Source organism: Pseudomonas sp. GG8 (assembly GCF_052976945.1).
Map to the genome: position 1 here is coordinate 1,239,505 of NZ_JBRIIP010000001.1, position 16,284 is coordinate 1,255,788.

Sequence of the window (16,284 nt, forward strand, 5' to 3'; positions counted from 1 at the left end):
GCGGCGCTACACGTTTTACTTAACACACTGGGGTTCATTAGGAGTTTCAAGATGGAAATGCTGAAGTTTGGTAAATTTGCTGCGCTGGCTCTGGCCATGGCTGTAGCTGTAGGTTGCTCGTCCAAAGGCGGCGATAATGCCGGTACAGGCGCTGCTGTAGATCCAAACGCTGGTTACGGCGCTAACACTGGCGCTGTTGATGGCAGCCTGAGCGAAGAAGCTGCTCTGCGCGCAATCACCACCTTCTACTTCGAATACGATAGCTCGGACCTGAAGCCAGAAGCCATGCGCGCTCTGGATGTTCACGCTAAAGACCTGAAAGCCAATGGCGCTCGCGTCGTTCTGGAAGGCAACACCGACGAACGTGGTACTCGTGAGTACAACATGGCACTGGGCGAGCGTCGTGCGAAAGCCGTTCAGCGTTACCTGGTACTGCAAGGTGTTTCCCCAGCTCAGCTGGAATTGGTTTCCTATGGCGAAGAGCGTCCAGTTGCTACCGGCAACGACGAGCAGTCCTGGGCTCAAAACCGTCGCGTCGAACTGCGTAAGTAATTTGACATGCGAACGTGCCGTCGTGCTTTAGCCGTTTTGACTCTCACCCTTCCGCTTTTTGCGTGGGGTGCGGTTCCTGTGGTAGATGACAATTCTGGCTCTGGTAGCAGCAGTTATCCGCCAGCGGGTTATGGCACGTCCGGCGCCTATGCCGGGGGAGGGGTTACGGCCCCTGCCTCGGCACAGGGTCAGCTGTTCATGCAGTTGCAACAAATGCAGGACGAAATCGCGCGGTTGCGCGGTACTGTCGAGGTTCAGCAAAACGATATCCAGCGCATGAAGCAGGAAGCACTGGAGCGTTATCAGGAACTCGATCAGCGCATTAGCGCTGGAGCTGGAGCTGGCGGTGCGCCCGCAGCAGCTACCAATAATTCTCAAGCCAGCGGCGATATAAATGCCGGTGGTACGCCTGCGGCGCCTGCAAGTCAGGCTCCTGCGGCAAATGCGGAACCGGTTGATCCGGCGAAGGAAAAGGTCTATTACGACGCTGCCTTCGATCTGATCAAGGCCAAGGATTTCGACAAAGCCAGTCAGGCGTTCGCGGCTTTCCTGCGCAAATACCCGAACAGCCAATATGCGGGCAACGCCCAGTACTGGTTGGGCGAAGTGAACTTGGCCAAAGGTGATCTGCAAGGTGCCGGTCAAGCCTTCGCCAAGGTCAGTCAGCTGTACCCCAAGCATGCCAAAGTCCCGGACTCGCTCTATAAGCTTGCAGATGTTGAGCGTCGTCTCGGTCATACCGATAAGGTAAAAGGCATTTTGCAGCAGGTTGTCTCCCAATATCCGGGTACGTCGGCTGCACAGTTGGCTCAGCGGGATCTGCAACGCATGTGATATGCGTATCGTCAGAGGTCACTGACACCTGTTCTGTTAAAGAAAGCCGCGCTTGTCGCGGCTTTCTTGTTAGAATTCCGCACCCGAAATTCCGGCAATACATTCGCTTCCCTGAATCATGCGCATGCAGGTTCCTTGAAGTGCCTAACGGAGGCGGACGGCCTGTTTAGCTGTTACGCCCGTGGCTCATATGCAAGACACATTACGAATCACCGAAGTTTTTTACTCGCTGCAGGGTGAAACGCGCACTGCGGGCTTGCCCACTGTTTTTGTGCGTCTTACTGGCTGCCCGTTGCGTTGTCAGTATTGCGACAGCGCCTACGCGTTCAGTGGCGGCAGCATTCAGACCCTCGATGCGATCCTCGAACAAGTAGCCGCTTACCGTCCGCGCTATGTATGCGTGACGGGTGGTGAACCCTTGGCCCAGCCCAATGCAATCCCTCTGCTCAAGCGTCTGTGTGACGCCGGCTATGAAGTGTCACTGGAAACCAGTGGCGCTCTGGATATCTCGGCGGTCGATCCGCGTGTCAGTCGTGTTGTCGATCTGAAAACACCGGGCTCCAAAGAGGTCGGGCGCAATCGTTATGAGAACATCGAGCTGTTGACGCCCAACGATCAGGTCAAGTTTGTGCTCTGTTCCCGAGAAGACTACGACTGGGCGGTGTCCAAGCTGATTCAGTACGGCCTGGACCGGCGAGCCGGCGAGGTATTGTTCTCTCCGAGCCATCATGAGTTGAAAGCGCGGGACCTGGCTGACTGGATCGTGGCGGACAACCTGCCGGTACGCTTGCAAATGCAGCTGCATAAACTCCTCTGGGACGATGAGCCGGGACGCTGATATGAGTGAATTACAGATGACTGAGAAAAGAGCAGTAATTCTATTGTCCGGTGGCCTGGACTCGGCCACCGTGGTAGCGATGGCGCTTGCTGATGGCTACACCTGCTACACCATGAGTTTCGACTACGGTCAGCGTCACCGTGCCGAGCTGGATGCAGCAGCGCGCGTCGCTCGCGATCTGGGTGTGGTTGAGCACAAGGTTGTCGGTCTTGATCTGAACGGTATCGGGGGGTCCGCGTTGACGGACAGCTCCATCGCCGTGCCTGAATCCCCTGGCGAAGGTATCCCGGTGACTTACGTGCCAGCACGTAATACGGTTTTTCTTTCGCTGGCACTCGGTTGGGCTGAAGTGTTGGGCGCGCGGGATATCTTTATCGGCGTCAACGCAGTGGATTATTCCGGTTATCCAGACTGCCGTCCCGAGTTTATCGAAGCATTTGAGCGCCTGGCCAATTTAGCAACCAAGGCGGGCGTGGAAGGGCAGGGCTTCACTATTCGAGCGCCACTGCAAAACTTGAGCAAGGCCGACATCGTCAAGGCTGGCATGCGTCTGGGCGTCGATTACGGGCTCACTGTTTCCTGCTATCAGGCCGATGATCAGGGCCGTGCATGCGGCAAATGTGACAGCTGCCGCCTGCGCGCAGAGGGCTTTGTAGCGGCTGGTGTAACCGACCCAACGCGTTATTTTTGATTTAAATTCAGATAGGTGTTGAATTAATCATAGAAATCAGTAATATACGCACCACGTCGGGTCGTTAGCTCAGTTGGTAGAGCAGTTGGCTTTTAACCAATTGGTCGTAGGTTCGAATCCCACACGACCCACCATTTTTTATGTCGACGTATTTATAAAGCTGGAAGGCCCATGAAAATGAGGATTTCCGGCTTTTTTTTTGCGTCTTTTTCAGGTGTACACTCGATATCCGCGCACAAGCGCATTGAGGTCCAGCGAACATGACGCAGATTTCAGAACGGCTTCTGGTCCAGGCCCATCTAGATGCCAAGCAGCCGAAAGTACTGAGCGTTGAAGAAGAGGCTTTTTACCGTGCCGCGATTGCTGCCGAGTTGAAAGCGCAAGACGCGGTGCTGGTTGCCCACTACTACTGTGACCCCGTTATCCAGGCTCTGGCTGAAGAGACCGGCGGCTGCGTGTCCGACTCGCTGGAGATGGCGCGTTTCAGTAACCAGCATTCGGCGAAAACCGTGCTGGTCGCAGGTGTGCGCTTCATGGGCGAGACGGCAAAAATCCTCAATCCGGAAAAGCGTGTGCTGATGCCGACGCTGGAAGCTACGTGCTCCCTGGACCTGGGTTGCCCGGTCGATGAGTTCTCGGCGTTCTGCGATCAGCACCCCGAGCGCACTGTGGTGGTGTATGCCAATACGTCGGCTGCGGTCAAAGCCCGTGCAGACTGGGTAGTGACCTCGAGTTGTGCGTTGGAAATTGTCGAAAGCCTGATGGATAACGGCGAAAAGATCATTTGGGCGCCAGACAAGCATCTGGGGCGTTATATTCAACGGGAAACCGGTGCCGACATGCTGCTATGGGACGGTGCTTGCATCGTTCACGAAGAGTTCAAATCCAAGCAGCTGGCCGACATGAAAGCGCTGTATCCGGAGGCCGCGATTTTGGTCCACCCCGAATCGCCGGAGGCCGTGATCGATTTGGCTGATGCCGTCGGTTCGACAAGCCAGTTGATCAAAGCCGCGCAAACGTTGCCGAACAAAATGTTTATCGTTGCGACTGATCGCGGCATTTTCTACAAGATGCAGCAGTTGTGCCCCGACAAAGTTTTTGTCGAAGCGCCAACGGCCGGTGAGGGTGCTGCGTGCCGCAGTTGCGCGCATTGCCCCTGGATGGCGATGAACACCCTTGAGCGCACCTTGCAGTGTCTCCGCGAAGGCTCTAACGAGGTTTTCGTCGACCCCGCATTGATTCCGCGTGCCTTGAAGCCTCTGCAGCGCATGCTGGACTTCACGCATGCAGCACGCTTGAAGCTGTCTGGTAATGCCTGATCCTGAGTCAGGACAAGTCAGAGTGCAAAAAAAAGCCCGACCATTGAGTCGGGCTTTTTGAATCGGGCAGAAAATCGTACCTAGTTCATCATTTCCTTGAGCGTCCGCTCCTGTTCGATCAACTCCTTCTGCCGGGCGTCGATGCGCGACGCTAGCTGGAAGTTGTTGTTCGAGCGACGCTTGGCGAACTCCAGTTGCTGCAGGGCCTGCTTGTAATCGCCAGTCAGTGCGAAAAATTCTGCGCGTGCCTGGCTCGAGCCAACCATGTCGCCGGACAGGCCGCGTGTGTCTGCAACGAGGTTCCAGATGTCAGGGTCAGCAGGGCGTGCCTTCAATAACACTTCAAGCGCTTTTCCGGCATCGGCAGGGTGGTTTTGCTTGAGCAGCAAATCAACGTGAACCTGATTCAGCGGATAATTGTCCTGGTACAGCGCCAGCATCCGGTCAGCCCGCTGTTTGGCGTCGGCCATTCGATTATTTGTGACGTCCAGATCAATCTGCGCCAGGTTGTAGGTAATGTCGTTCGGGTCTTTAGCCAATAGCGGCTTGAGATTTTCCCGCGCATCGTTGAGTTGGCCTGCTTTGATCTGGGCAATCGCCAGGCCGTAGCGTGCGGCCTCGGATTTTGGATTTTCGTCGAGCTGGGCGCGGAAACGTTTTGCAGCGATCCCTGGCGTCTCTTCATAGAAAAGCGCAACGCGCGCTCGCATCAGTTGATAGCGAAGGCTGTCTTCTTTGCCGCCGGTTTTTTCCTGTTCGGCACGGTTGCGGGTGTCGGCAATACGCGATTCTGTGACCGGGTGAGTCAGCAGAAATTCGGGCGGTTTGGCATCGAAGCGGTACTGTCGCATCAGTCGTTCGAACATGCTCGGCATCGCGCGAGGGTCATAACCGGCCTTTTGCAGATTGATGATGCCGATGCGGTCGGCCTCTTGCTCGTTTTGCCGCGAGAAGCGCTGCTGCTCCTGGATTGCTGCCGCCTGCGAGCCCATGATCGTTGCGATGCCTGCGTCACCCGCGCCTGCGGCTGCGATAACAATCCCTGCGAGCATGGCTGCAAGGACAGGAACCTGCATGTGTTGTTGTGCTTCGATGCCGCGAGCGAAGTGCCGTTGAGACAAGTGAGCCAGTTCGTGGGCCAGTACCGCAGCATACTCGGCTTCGGACTGGGCATTGAGGAATAATCCGCCGTTGACCCCGACAATTCCGCCTGGCGCGGCAAATGCGTTCAGCTCCCGACTATTGATCAGGATGAATTCCAGGCGTCGATCCTGCAGTTGACTGGTTTCGGCGAGTCGATAGACCGTTGTCTCGACGAAATCCTTAAGCTGTGGGTCGGACAGTTGCGGGACCTGGCCGCGCAGCAGGCTCAGCCATGCGCGGCCCAGTTGATGTTCTTGTTGTGGAGAGACGATGGCAGAGCTGGCGTCGCCGAGTGACGGCAGGTCGTCGGCGAAACTCGGCGAGGCGAGCAGGCACGCGAGCGTCAACAAGGTAGGGCGCAAAAATTTCATGCACAGAGCTCTAGGCAATCAAAGAACCCTTACTGTAGCTGGCTCAATGGCTTGCTGACCAGAGTGGGGTATTCTTGCAATTGTGTACGAAACATCCGTCGTCGTTATTTGACGGCCATAACGCGATCCGATGTGCCTGTCTGGAGAGAAACAATGTCTGACGCTGTAGAGCGGCCCGAGGCCTGTGACGCTGAACTCGACGCCAGTGGGCTGAATTGTCCGCTGCCGCTGCTCAAGGCCAAGCTGGAGCTTAATCGCCTGGCCAGTGGCGCGATCCTTAAAGTCACCGCGACTGATGCCGGTTCTCAGCGCGATTTCCGAACTTTTGCCCGGCTTGCAGGCCATACCTTGCTCCGCGAGGAGGTTGAAGTCGGGGTTTATCGCTACTGGTTACGTAAAGCCTGATGATTCCCGCAGTCAAATCGTTGTGCGATTGATTGTTACCCATGATGACTGCCTGAAGGATTCTTGATGTTCAAAGTGCTACGCGACTGGATGCAGCGCTACTTCTCCGATGAGGAGGCTGTGGTGTTGGCGGTATTGTTATTTGTGGCGTTCACGGCCGTTCTGACGCTCGGCGGCATGCTTGCGCCGGTGTTGGCGGGGATGGTGCTGGCATTTCTGATGCAGGGCGTGGTCAACTTTCTGGTGCGTCTGCGCGTGCCGGAACTGTTCGCTGTCGGGCTGGTATTCGCGTTGTTCATGGGCGTGCTGCTGGTGTTTTTGTTGGTGTTGGTGCCGTTGCTCTGGCATCAATTGATCACCCTGTTCAATGAGTTGCCGGGCATGCTCGCCAAGTGGCAATCGCTGCTGCTGTTGCTGCCAGAGCGTTATCCTCATCTGGTCTCGGATGAACAGGTGCTCCAGGCTATCGAGGTTGCGCGCGGTGAAATCGGCAAGTTCGGTCAGTGGGCGCTGACATTCTCGCTTTCTAGCCTCCCTTTGTTGGTCAACATCATGATCTACCTGGTGTTGGTGCCGATCCTGGTGTTCTTCTTTCTCAAAGATCGCAACATGATCGGAAGCTGGTTTCGTGGTTATCTGCCGCGTGAACGGGCCCTCATTACCCGAGTGGCTCAGGAAATGAACAGGCAGATCGCCAATTACATTCGCGGCAAGGTGATCGAGATATTCGTCTGCGGAGGTGTCACGTACATAGCGTTCGTCGCGCTGGGGCTCAATTATGCGGCCTTGTTGGCGATGTTGGTGGGTGTGTCGGTGGTGGTGCCCTATGTCGGTGCGGTGGTGGTTACAGTACCGGTCGCGTTAATCGCCTTGTTCCAATGGGGTTGGAGTGATCAGTTCATTTACCTGATGACGGCCTACGGCGTGATCCAGACGCTTGATGGCAATGTGCTGGTGCCGCTGCTGTTTTCCGAGGCGGTCAACCTGCACCCGGTCGCGATCATCTGCGCCGTGTTGCTGTTTGGCGGGCTGTGGGGCTTCTGGGGCGTGTTCTTTGCGATTCCGCTGGCTACCCTGTTCAAGGCTGTGATCGATGCCTGGCCGCGCAAAGAGCCTACTGTGTCGCCGCTGTTGTAAGGGGGCGGTGACGCTTTCGCTGCAAGCTACTTCAATGTGTGCTGGCAGCGAATGTCTTCTGCGGCAATCAGCTGTTATTCAACCGTTGGGCTTGTTCAAGCACCGCAGCTACATGGCCAGGTACTTTCACGCCGCGCCACTCTTGGCGTAGTACGCCGTCTTTGTCGATCAAAAACGTACTGCGATCTACACCAAGGTATTCTTTGCCGTAGAGTTTTTTCAGTTTGATCACATCGAACAGTCTGCACAGGGTTTCGTCCTTGTCCGAAATCAATTCGAACGAGAACGCCTGCTTGAGCTTGAAGTTCTCATGAGATTTCAAGCTGTCGCGTGAGACGCCGAACACCACGGTGTTGGCCGCTTCGAACGCGGCGTGCTGATCACGAAACCCCTGACCCTCTGTGGTGCAGCCCGGCGTACTGTCTTTGGGGTAAAAATAAATCACCACCTGCTGGCCCTTGAGCCCGGCCAGACTGATGGTCTGTCCGCTGGTGGCCTGCGCCTGAAAGTCGGCGACAGGTTGGTCTAGGGCGACGGCCATTAGTGTTTCCTTACATGGGAGCTTGTGGGCGCCAAGGTTCGATCAGCGCATCGAGATTCAATGCATCGGCGAAATCGAGGAACTGATCACGCAACCAGCTGATCTGGATACCGGCAGGCAATGTGACGGTGAAGGTCGCATTGAGCATGGTGCCGCCTGTCTGAGGCGCCTGATACGTATCGCAGATGAGATTTTCCAGTTCGACGTTATGGTCGATGAAAAACTGGCAAAGCTCATTAATGATATCCGGGCGATAGACCGAGCTGACGTAAGCCACATAAGGCAGGGCCTCAGGACGGGTTTCGAGGCTGGCGCTACGCACGACGCTGACGGTGAAGGCGTGTTTCTTCGACAGGCTGGACAGGGTCGTTTCCAGGCGAGCCAATGCATCCCAGTTGCCTGAAACCTGAAGAATCAGCGCGCTGCATTCGCCGTGACGAGTCAGACGTGAACTCACCACTGAGCAGCGGTTTTCATGACTGGCGCGGCACAGCACGTTGGTCAGCTCCATTGGGTTTGCGCCAAGGGCACTGATGACAAGGAATTGTTCGCGAACTGTGGGGATGGACGACATGCAACATTCCTAAGCGATGAGCGGTCAGTACATACGTTGGCTTGCACGGCCGATTCGACAGCCTCTTCGCCCCTAACCTCGACCCGAGCCCCGACGCTGCTTGCCCTCATGGCTAAGCCATGGGAGGTTGCGACGACGCTGGAGCATGGGTTCTGGCGGCAAAATCGACTGATTGAATACGCTTCGCAGGTGACCAGTACCGACCAAAGACAGAAGGGTAGCGAAAAGCATCGCTCAGGGGAATGCTCGTAGCATGGTACTTCGCTTGTACAAGGCTGATAGCGCCAGTACCATTACCGCTCTCTTTTTCCGGCAGGAGCGGTTGCATGATTGCGGGCAGTATGGTGGCACTGGTCACACCCATGGATGCAAATGGTCGTCTCGACTGGGACAGCCTGAGCAAACTGGTGGACTTCCACCTGCAAGAGGGCACCAACGCCATTGTGGCGGTCGGCACCACTGGTGAGTCGGCCACACTCGACGTCAGCGAGCACATCGAAGTGATTCGTCGCGTGGTAGCCCAGGTTGCAGGGCGTATCCCGGTCATAGCGGGTACAGGCGCGAACTCCACTCGCGAAGCGGTCGAGCTGACCAATAATGCGAAAAACGCTGGCGCCGACGCGTGCCTGCTGGTAACGCCTTATTACAATAAACCGACGCAAGAAGGGCTGTATCAGCACTTCAAGTTCATCGCCGAAGCGGTCGACATCCCGCAGATCCTTTACAACGTCCCAGGCCGTACGGCGTGCGACATGCTGGCGGACACCGCCGTGCGCTTGTCCACAGTGCCGAACATCATCGGCATCAAGGAAGCCACAGGCGATCTGCAGCGCGCCAAAGACATCCTTGCACGCGTCAGCAGCGACTTTCTGGTGTACTCCGGTGATGACGCCACGGCGGTCGAACTGATGTTGTTGGGCGGTAAAGGCAATATCTCGGTGACCGCTAACGTGGCTCCGCGTGCCATGAGTGATCTGTGTGCGGCGGCCATGCGTGGCGATGCAGTCACGGCGCGGGCGATTCACGAAAAACTGATGCCGCTCAATAAAACCCTGTTTATTGAGTCCAACCCTATTCCCGTGAAATGGGCGCTGCATGAGATGGGCTTGATACCAGACGGTATTCGTCTGCCGCTCACCTGGCTCAGCGAGCCTTGCCACGAACCGCTGCGTCAGGCCCTGCGCCAGTCCGGCGTATTGGTTTAATGAGGAAGTATTACGCAATGAAGCGAATGGCCGGACTTTCTGCACTTGCCTTGATTATCTCCAGCACCAGCGGTTGCGGTTGGCTGTGGGGTCAAGATGGTTACTTCCGTGATCGCGGCAGTGATTATCTGGAGGCGTCCCAAACGGCGCCCATGCAATTGCCACCTGATCTCGCCGCCGCCAAGCGTCTGGACCCACTGCTGCCGATTCCGCGTAACGTGGCTGACGACACTGCCAAGGGCGAATATGTAGTCCCTCGTCCGCAGGCTTTGTCTGTTGCTGCCGATTCCAGCGATTTCAGCCTGCAAAAAAGCGGTGACTCTCGCTGGATTCTGGCTCAGCGTGCGCCTGCCGAAGTCTGGCCGGTAGCGCATCAGTATTTCGAAGACAACGGTTTCCGCATTGCCGAAGATCGTCCGCAGACGGGTGAATTCAACACCACCTGGCAGCGTATCGACGAACTTTCCGCCACGATGGCCAAGCGCCTGACTGCCAGCGGTGCGTCCACCGATTCGGAAACGCGTGTACGTGTTCGTATCGAGCCAGGCGTGCAGCGCAATACCAGTGAAATCTACGTCGTAAGCGTTGATCGTCCTGCCGGCAGCACTGCCAATACAGATTTTCCGGCGCGTACCACCAATCTGGGCCTCGATTCTGCTCTGACCGATGACATGCTTGCCAGCATGAGCCGTAGCGCCGCGAAGGGTGGCTCTATTTCCCTGCTGGCCGCACGTGACTTTGATACGCCGAACCGCGTGGCGTTGAGCGTAGACGGCAGCGGTAACCCGGTACTCAACCTCGGTGCCGATCTGGACCGTGCATGGTCGAGTGTCGGCCGTGCGCTGGATCATGGCGAGTGGCGTGTGGAAGACATCAACCGTAGTCTGGGTCTTTACTACATCAACCTGGCAGAGAAGGCACAGAAGCCTGAAAACGAGCCTGGTTTCTTTGGTCGCCTGTTAGGTAGCAAACCGGCGAAGGAAGAAATCGAAGCCCGTGCCGAGCGTTATCAGGTCCGCTTGAGCAAAGTGGGTGACAACGTGCAGGTTACTGTCGAGAAGAACATCAGTACCGTAGCGCCTGCCGATGTAGCGCGCCGCATATTGGGTGTCATTCAAGATAACCTCGGTTAAGTGCGCTTTGCTGTTCTAGGCAGCGGCAGCCGAGGGAACGGCACGCTGGTAGCGAGTAACGACACATATGTGCTGGTGGATTGCGGTTTCTCCTTGCGAGAAACCGAGCGACGTCTGGCTCGTCTGGGTGTTAGTCCCCATCAGTTGAGTGCCATTCTGGTGACCCACGAACATGCCGATCATGTGCATGGCGTGGGTTTGCTGTCGCGGCGCTACAATTTACCGGTGTACCTCAGCACTGGCACCCTTCGCGGGATGCGTAAACCTGTAGAAGCCGCAGGGTTTCTGTCAGGCGGTCAGGGCTTGCAGCTGGGGGCGTTGCACATCAATGTGGTGTCGGTTGCCCACGACGCACTTGAGCCGACGCAGTTTGTGTTCAGTAACGGTCAGCGTCGATTTGGTCTGCTGACCGACCTTGGCTCTTACTGCGCCTCGGTGCTACAGAGTTATCACGGCCTGGACGCTTTGATGATCGAAGCCAACCACTGCCGCGATATGCTGGCCAGAGGTCGTTACCCGTATTTTTTGAAAGAACGGGTCGGCGGCGAACTGGGACATTTGAACAATCATCAGGCCGCCAACCTGGTGAGCGAATTGGGATGGCAGGATTTACAGCACCTGGTGCTGGCCCATCTCAGCAGCAAGAACAACCTGCCGCAGCTGGCCCGGCAATGTTTTGTCGACACCCTTGGGTGCGATCCGGACTGGCTGCAAGTGGCCGATCAAGATTCAGGGCTCGACTGGCGATATATCGCCTAGTGTCCCAAACGGGCGCCTGGCCCAACTACTTTAGCAAGCGGAGCCCATCATGGAAAAACGTGAAGAACTCTACCGCGGCAAAGCCAAATCGGTGTACACCACCGACGACGCAGACCGCTTGATCCTGCTGTTTCGCAACGACACCTCGGCGTTCGACGGCAAGCGTATTGAACAGCTCGATCGCAAAGGCATGGTGAACAACAAGTTCAACGCCTTCATCATGCAAAAGCTCGAAGAGGCGGGTATCCCAACCCAATTCGACAAGCTGCTGGGCGATAACGAATGCCTGGTCAAAAAACTCGAGATGATCCCGGTCGAATGCGTCGTACGTAACTACGCCGCCGGTAGCCTGGTCAAACGCCTGGGCATCGAAGAGGGTACCAAGCTCAACCCTTACACCTTCGAACTGTTCCTCAAGGACGACGCGAAGGGCGACCCGTTCATCAACGAATCCCACGTAGTGGCTTTCGGTTGGGGCACCGCCGAACAACTGGTTCGAATGAAAGAGCTGTCCCTGAAGGTCAATGAAGTCCTGAGCAAGCTGTTCGACGACGCTGGCCTGCTGCTGGTCGACTTCAAACTCGAATTCGGCGTATTCCACGGCCAGATCGTCCTCGGCGATGAATTCAGCCCGGACGGTTGCCGTCTGTGGGACAAAGAAACCCGCAAGAAAATGGACAAAGACCGCTTCCGCCAGGGCCTCGGTGACGTTATCGAAGCTTACGAAGAAGTCGCAAAACGCCTCGGCGTACCGCTTTAACGTAAAAAGTTACGCAAGCGCCTGATAGCACGCGAAAATTTCCCTCGCAGGGGGTTCGCCTTCTGCACCTGAGCTGTTATCATGCGCGCCGTTGGAGAGATGCCAGAGTGGCCGAATGGGACGGATTCGAAATCCGTTGTACTGGCGACAGTACCTAGGGTTCGAATCCCTATCTCTCCGCCATTATTGAATAAGACTAAGCCCTTGTAATCTTAAGCGATTACAGGGGCTTTTTCGTTTCTGGCCTTCTGTTTAGGGCATATTTAGGGCAAAAAGTCGCACGGCAATACCGCTCTAGGCCGCTCTGAGCGTTAGGTCTATGTGTCTTGCTGATGGTTTTGGCTATTATTGCTCAGATGATCGATGAGGATTCAGGGCTTCCCCCCCACGCAGCGAAATTACCCCAATGCCCCCATCTGCATTCGGTGTCACCAGCGCATGCAGCAGTTCGTATCGACATGCCGTGCCCAAGAGCAGACGTTCCATCTCAGACCAACCCGCAAAATTATCGTTCAAATGCCGTATTCATTTCCTTTCGTATAACTACATACCCAGCGAGCACTCATTGCGGTCGTCCCTGTATTTTTTAATTTAGGTGCGGTTCGGCTTTGCCTTCGAGTGGGCTATCATCAAGAATTCTTGAAAGGGCAGTATCAAAAGGATTAGGCGTGGAAAGAATAGAGAGTACTCAGCTAGTTGAAATGCAAATTCCAACTCAGATAGGCCAAGTTAATTTAGCCGTGAAGGCGGGATCCCCAGTGTTCATTTTGGGGCGTAATGGAACAGGGAAGTCTGCTTTGGTTAATCTGCTTGCGTTACAGTGGGCTGGGCACTGTGTCTACCTGCCAGGATCGCGACCAACCTATTTTGATAACGAAAGTTTGTCTATGACGCCCGCATCACGCCGTCAATATGATAGCAATCTTAGCTATTACGACTCGCCGGACTCGAGATGGAAATCTCTCGCAGGCACAATTCGTAACGAGAAAGCTATTCACGACTTTCAAGGAGCCGAAGTTCAATACAAGCTAGATGCAGCGAACCAGATAAAGGCCGAGGGACCAAGTTCTTCGGCAATTGCACGGCTTCAATCTGATAATTCGCCACTAGACATCGTCAATGCAGTGCTTTCCCAAGCGAATCTGGCAGTGCAACTTGTAATTGGCGGCGGCGGCGAACTGAGTGCAAAGCAGGCTGGTTCACTATACAGCTATGCACGTATGTCCGACGGCGAGCGGTCTGCACTTATTTTTTCAGCTGAGGTAGTCGCAGCACGGCCAGGTACAGTTTTCCTTATTGACGAGCCTGAACTTCACCTCCATCCATCGATTGTTGTTGCACTTATCAAAGCATTGATATTGACGCGACCTGACTGTGGCTTCGTGATTTGTACCCACCAGCTTGAGTTGCCACAGGCCATCCACGGAGGGGAAATCGTTTTAGTGCGCGGCAGCGCTTGGCATGGTGGCAATATCGCATCATGGGATATTGATGTCATCAACGATCAAGAGCAAATTCCAGAGTGGTTATGGGTCGACGTGATCGGCGCTCGCCGCAAGATTCTGTTCATTGAGGGCAACGATAAAACAAGCTTAGATCAACCGTTGTATTCGCTTCTCTTTCCGACAGTTTCGGTTCGACCACGGGAATCCTGCAAAGACGTAATACGAGCTGTTGAAGGTCTTCGAGCAGTGGAAGGGATCCATCGAGCAAGAGCATTTGGTCTTATCGATCATGACGGAATGTCTACGGAGCAAAAGAGCAAGTTTGAAGAAGGAGGCATTTACCCGCTACCGATATTTTCTGTTGAAAGCATCATCTACTCTTCAGAAGCCCAAGCCGCGGTCGCTGCATTACAGGCAGAGACACTTGGTGTCGATTTTCAGCAGTTACTTGATAGCGCGAGGAGAGGTGCGGTCGACTCGTTAAAGGGGGTGGGGAAGAAAGAGCATCTTGCAGGTCGCCTTGCGGAGCGGCACCTACGAGACCACTTGCTTTCGAATATGCCAACACGTCAACAATTAATGGAACCGAATGCCGGTGATGTAAGTCTCACGTTCAGATCGCCATATCCCGATGAGCTTGCACGTCTGACAATGCTGGTTGAAACGGAAAATTTGGAAGAGATTGTGAGTCGATACCCCGTTCGTGAGTCTGGTGTTCTAGATGGCATAGTAAGGGGGCTGCATTTCAATGGCCGCGACGATTACGAAAGAGCCGTATTAAGACGCGTTGGTGCAGATGCCAGCCTGCGTGACGCTCTGAAGCTGAAGTTGAGAGACCTTGCATTGGAGTTGGAGTGATTTTGATGCAGGCAACGGTATGCATCCCACGATCCATATGATGGTTGACTATCGTACTAGGGCCCTCTTTGGAAGGGGCGCACAAGCCCTTACCATTAGCGATGCCGGCGCGTGCACTTGAGTGCGTTCTGCAATTTTGAACCAATGCGGTAGCTCGCAAAGCGGGTTGCTCATTGGACCCAATTGCTAGATTTGGTTGTAACAATGTAGGTCCTTTCGGGCCCACCTTCATGTATCCCTAAATCCAAGCATTTTCGAAACCATACCCGCCATACTCTTGGTGTCCTTCGGTATCCACCTTCCATAATGCTTTCTCACCATCGTTGTATCCGCATGCCCCAACTGGCGAGCCACCCATTCAACTGGGACGTAGCTCGACAGCATTTGGCTGGCAAAGGTATGGCGACACTGGTTGGCTCCTCGATGGCGGACTTCTGCCTTTTTCAAATGGGCGGTGAACCAGTTACTCAGAGTTTTTCCGCTCCAGAGCAAACCGCTGGTGGAGCTGCGAAAAAGAAACCTGACTTTCATCGTCTTCGACGTGATGTTGTCTCGCTGGATTACCGTGATCTCAACGGCGGGTGCTTCCTTGGCGGCAGTGACAATCTCCCGCATCAGTTCGAGAGCGGGGTCTATCAGTTCCACGACTCGCACCCTGGAGCGTTCTTTGGGGACTTTGAATTCACCAACGACCAGTGCGCGCCGTACGTACACCAGGCCAGCTTCAATATCGATATCTTCAACGGCAAGTGCGATGACTTCGGAAAGCGATAACCCAGCCCAGCAGTTGAACTCTATCATTCTGGCATCGGCGCGCCTTTCAGGATCCGCTTTGCCGATGAGTTCGATCTCGGAGCGGCTAAACGGGTCTGCGTGTTCCAGGTCTGCGTCCGATCCAACATTGCTGACTCTGTCGAGCGGGTTGGTTTTCAGGATGCCATCACCGAAAGCGTCGGCCCAGACTCCACGAACAACGGTGAAGATATCGTTCACCGTCTTGGGGGCCAATCCTTGCTTGAGCAATTGTGCCTGAAACAATTCAATGTCGCTTTTACTGATGTCGACGATTCGACGTTTACCGAACTTATTGTCGACATGTACAGCCTTGCTCACGTAGTTGACGACCGTACTCGATGCTTTGAGTGCGCGCTGAACCTCCAGCCATCGATCAATGCCTTCCTTCACCGTGCGCTTGAGCGACGGGCCACCGGTGCCGGTGAACATGGCGGCCCTGGGTGAGTTTGGGAAGTGGGCCGCATAGTCGAAGCGGCCCTCTTTGATTTCAGTCTGGATAGTTCGGCGCTTGTTGTCGGCATAGGCTATCGAGGCTTTGTTGACCTTCGCGATCCCTTCCAGTGGCTCTCGGCAACGTTGGCCGTTGAAAATGAACCAGATCCGCAACTGCTTACCGTTCATTTCAACGCCTGTCGGCATCTTGTCGATCATGGTTTCCCTTCCATCCAGCGTTCAATCGCTACTTGGTTGTAGACGATGACGTTGGCCGGATCCCAGCGCCAATGCTTGCCCTCTAGCCATAAACCTTTGGAGCGGTATTTGCGCACGGCCTCGGTACTGAGCCCGAAAATGGGGAAAAGCAGGTCCTGCCGGAACCAGGCTCCCGGGGTGATGCGAATTTCAAGTTTTTCTGAAGATCCCATTAGTTTGTCGGTGGTTGAGGTCGAGTGGGTACCGCCGCCTTCTTTTAGGATGGAAATGCGT

17 protein-coding genes and 2 tRNA genes are annotated in these 16,284 nt (G+C 55.2%); 14 read left to right on the forward strand and 5 right to left on the reverse strand.

Translation table 11 applies throughout. The features are described from left to right. The first annotated feature begins 51 nt into the window (after nucleotides 1-51). From pal to nadA, 6 genes are all read left to right on the forward strand, one after another. On the forward strand, nucleotides 52-552 hold the full coding sequence (pal, locus tag ACVBEG_RS05985) for a peptidoglycan-associated lipoprotein Pal (RefSeq protein WP_322180361.1): 501 nt from the start codon (nucleotides 52-54) through the stop codon (nucleotides 550-552). 6 nt (nucleotides 553-558) lie between these two features. Next, nucleotides 559-1,386 (forward strand): tol-pal system protein YbgF, encoded by an 828-nt coding sequence (ybgF, locus tag ACVBEG_RS05990; protein WP_447107447.1) that lies wholly within the window; start codon nucleotides 559-561, stop codon nucleotides 1,384-1,386. A gap of 190 nt (nucleotides 1,387-1,576) precedes the next feature. Continuing rightward, entirely contained in the window at nucleotides 1,577-2,224 is a 648-nt protein-coding gene (gene queE, locus ACVBEG_RS05995) for a 7-carboxy-7-deazaguanine synthase QueE (protein ID WP_322180359.1), read from the forward strand. 16 nt (nucleotides 2,225-2,240) lie between these two features. After that, nucleotides 2,241-2,915, forward strand: a complete 675-nt coding sequence (queC, locus tag ACVBEG_RS06000; RefSeq protein WP_322182768.1) for a 7-cyano-7-deazaguanine synthase QueC — start codon at nucleotides 2,241-2,243, stop codon at nucleotides 2,913-2,915. Between the two features lie 58 nt (nucleotides 2,916-2,973). Next, nucleotides 2,974-3,049, forward strand: a tRNA-Lys gene (locus ACVBEG_RS06005). 126 nt (nucleotides 3,050-3,175) lie between these two features. Further along, on the forward strand, nucleotides 3,176-4,234 hold the full coding sequence (gene nadA, locus ACVBEG_RS06010; protein ID WP_322180355.1) for a quinolinate synthase NadA: 1,059 nt from the start codon (nucleotides 3,176-3,178) through the stop codon (nucleotides 4,232-4,234). An 80-nt stretch (nucleotides 4,235-4,314) separates the two neighbouring features. Here the strand turns inward: nadA and ACVBEG_RS06015 are convergent, their stop codons facing one another. Then, nucleotides 4,315-5,748, reverse strand: a complete 1,434-nt coding sequence (locus ACVBEG_RS06015) for a M48 family metalloprotease (RefSeq protein ID WP_447107448.1) — start codon at nucleotides 5,746-5,748, stop codon at nucleotides 4,315-4,317. A 153-nt stretch (nucleotides 5,749-5,901) separates the two neighbouring features. Here ACVBEG_RS06015 and ACVBEG_RS06020 point away from each other — a divergent pair, with 153 nt between their 5' ends. Continuing rightward, nucleotides 5,902-6,153 carry a sulfurtransferase TusA family protein gene (locus ACVBEG_RS06020; RefSeq protein ID WP_322180351.1) on the forward strand — a complete coding sequence of 84 codons (252 nt, stop codon included), beginning with the start codon at nucleotides 5,902-5,904 and terminating at the stop codon, nucleotides 6,151-6,153. A 66-nt stretch (nucleotides 6,154-6,219) separates the two neighbouring features. Continuing rightward, entirely contained in the window at nucleotides 6,220-7,290 is a 1,071-nt protein-coding gene (locus ACVBEG_RS06025; protein ID WP_322180349.1) for an AI-2E family transporter, read from the forward strand. Nucleotides 7,291-7,357: 67 nt separating this feature from the next. On the opposite strand, the gene ACVBEG_RS06030 is transcribed toward ACVBEG_RS06025, so the two are convergent. Beyond that, nucleotides 7,358-7,831, reverse strand: a complete 474-nt coding sequence (locus ACVBEG_RS06030; protein WP_322180347.1) for a peroxiredoxin — start codon at nucleotides 7,829-7,831, stop codon at nucleotides 7,358-7,360. Between the two features lie 10 nt (nucleotides 7,832-7,841). Further along, nucleotides 7,842-8,405 carry a glycine cleavage system protein R gene (locus tag ACVBEG_RS06035; protein WP_322180345.1) on the reverse strand — a complete coding sequence of 188 codons (564 nt, stop codon included), beginning with the start codon at nucleotides 8,403-8,405 and terminating at the stop codon, nucleotides 7,842-7,844. 326 nt (nucleotides 8,406-8,731) lie between these two features. Here ACVBEG_RS06035 and dapA point away from each other — a divergent pair, with 326 nt between their 5' ends. From dapA to ACVBEG_RS06065, 6 genes are all read left to right on the forward strand, one after another. Next, entirely contained in the window at nucleotides 8,732-9,610 is an 879-nt protein-coding gene (dapA, locus tag ACVBEG_RS06040) for a 4-hydroxy-tetrahydrodipicolinate synthase (protein ID WP_322180343.1), read from the forward strand. A gap of 17 nt (nucleotides 9,611-9,627) precedes the next feature. Next, nucleotides 9,628-10,743 carry an outer membrane protein assembly factor BamC gene (gene bamC / locus ACVBEG_RS06045; protein ID WP_322180341.1) on the forward strand — a complete coding sequence of 372 codons (1,116 nt, stop codon included), beginning with the start codon at nucleotides 9,628-9,630 and terminating at the stop codon, nucleotides 10,741-10,743. Next, nucleotides 10,744-11,502, forward strand: a complete 759-nt coding sequence (locus ACVBEG_RS06050; protein WP_322180339.1) for an MBL fold metallo-hydrolase — start codon at nucleotides 10,744-10,746, stop codon at nucleotides 11,500-11,502. A 49-nt stretch (nucleotides 11,503-11,551) separates the two neighbouring features. Then, nucleotides 11,552-12,262: a phosphoribosylaminoimidazolesuccinocarboxamide synthase gene (gene purC, locus ACVBEG_RS06055; RefSeq protein WP_219064249.1), complete on the forward strand. Its 711-nt coding sequence runs from the start codon at nucleotides 11,552-11,554 to the stop codon at nucleotides 12,260-12,262. A gap of 93 nt (nucleotides 12,263-12,355) precedes the next feature. After that, nucleotides 12,356-12,445: transfer RNA gene (locus tag ACVBEG_RS06060), tRNA-Ser, on the forward strand. A 485-nt stretch (nucleotides 12,446-12,930) separates the two neighbouring features. Further along, complete coding sequence (locus ACVBEG_RS06065; protein WP_447107449.1) at nucleotides 12,931-14,565, forward strand: AAA family ATPase; 1,635 nt, start codon at nucleotides 12,931-12,933, stop codon at nucleotides 14,563-14,565. A gap of 228 nt (nucleotides 14,566-14,793) precedes the next feature. Here the strand turns inward: ACVBEG_RS06065 and ACVBEG_RS06070 are convergent, their stop codons facing one another. Both ACVBEG_RS06070 and xisR read right to left on the reverse strand, forming a co-directional pair. Then, the gene (locus ACVBEG_RS06070; RefSeq protein ID WP_447107450.1) at nucleotides 14,794-16,011 is read right to left on the reverse strand and encodes an Arm DNA-binding domain-containing protein; all 1,218 of its coding nucleotides are present in this window, start codon (nucleotides 16,009-16,011) and stop codon (nucleotides 14,794-14,796) included. Continuing rightward, entirely contained in the window at nucleotides 16,008-16,223 is a 216-nt protein-coding gene (gene xisR, locus ACVBEG_RS06075; protein ID WP_447108445.1) for an excisionase family protein, read from the reverse strand. The genes ACVBEG_RS06070 and xisR overlap by 4 nt, the downstream gene beginning before the upstream one ends. Nucleotides 16,224-16,284: the final 61 nt, after the last annotated feature.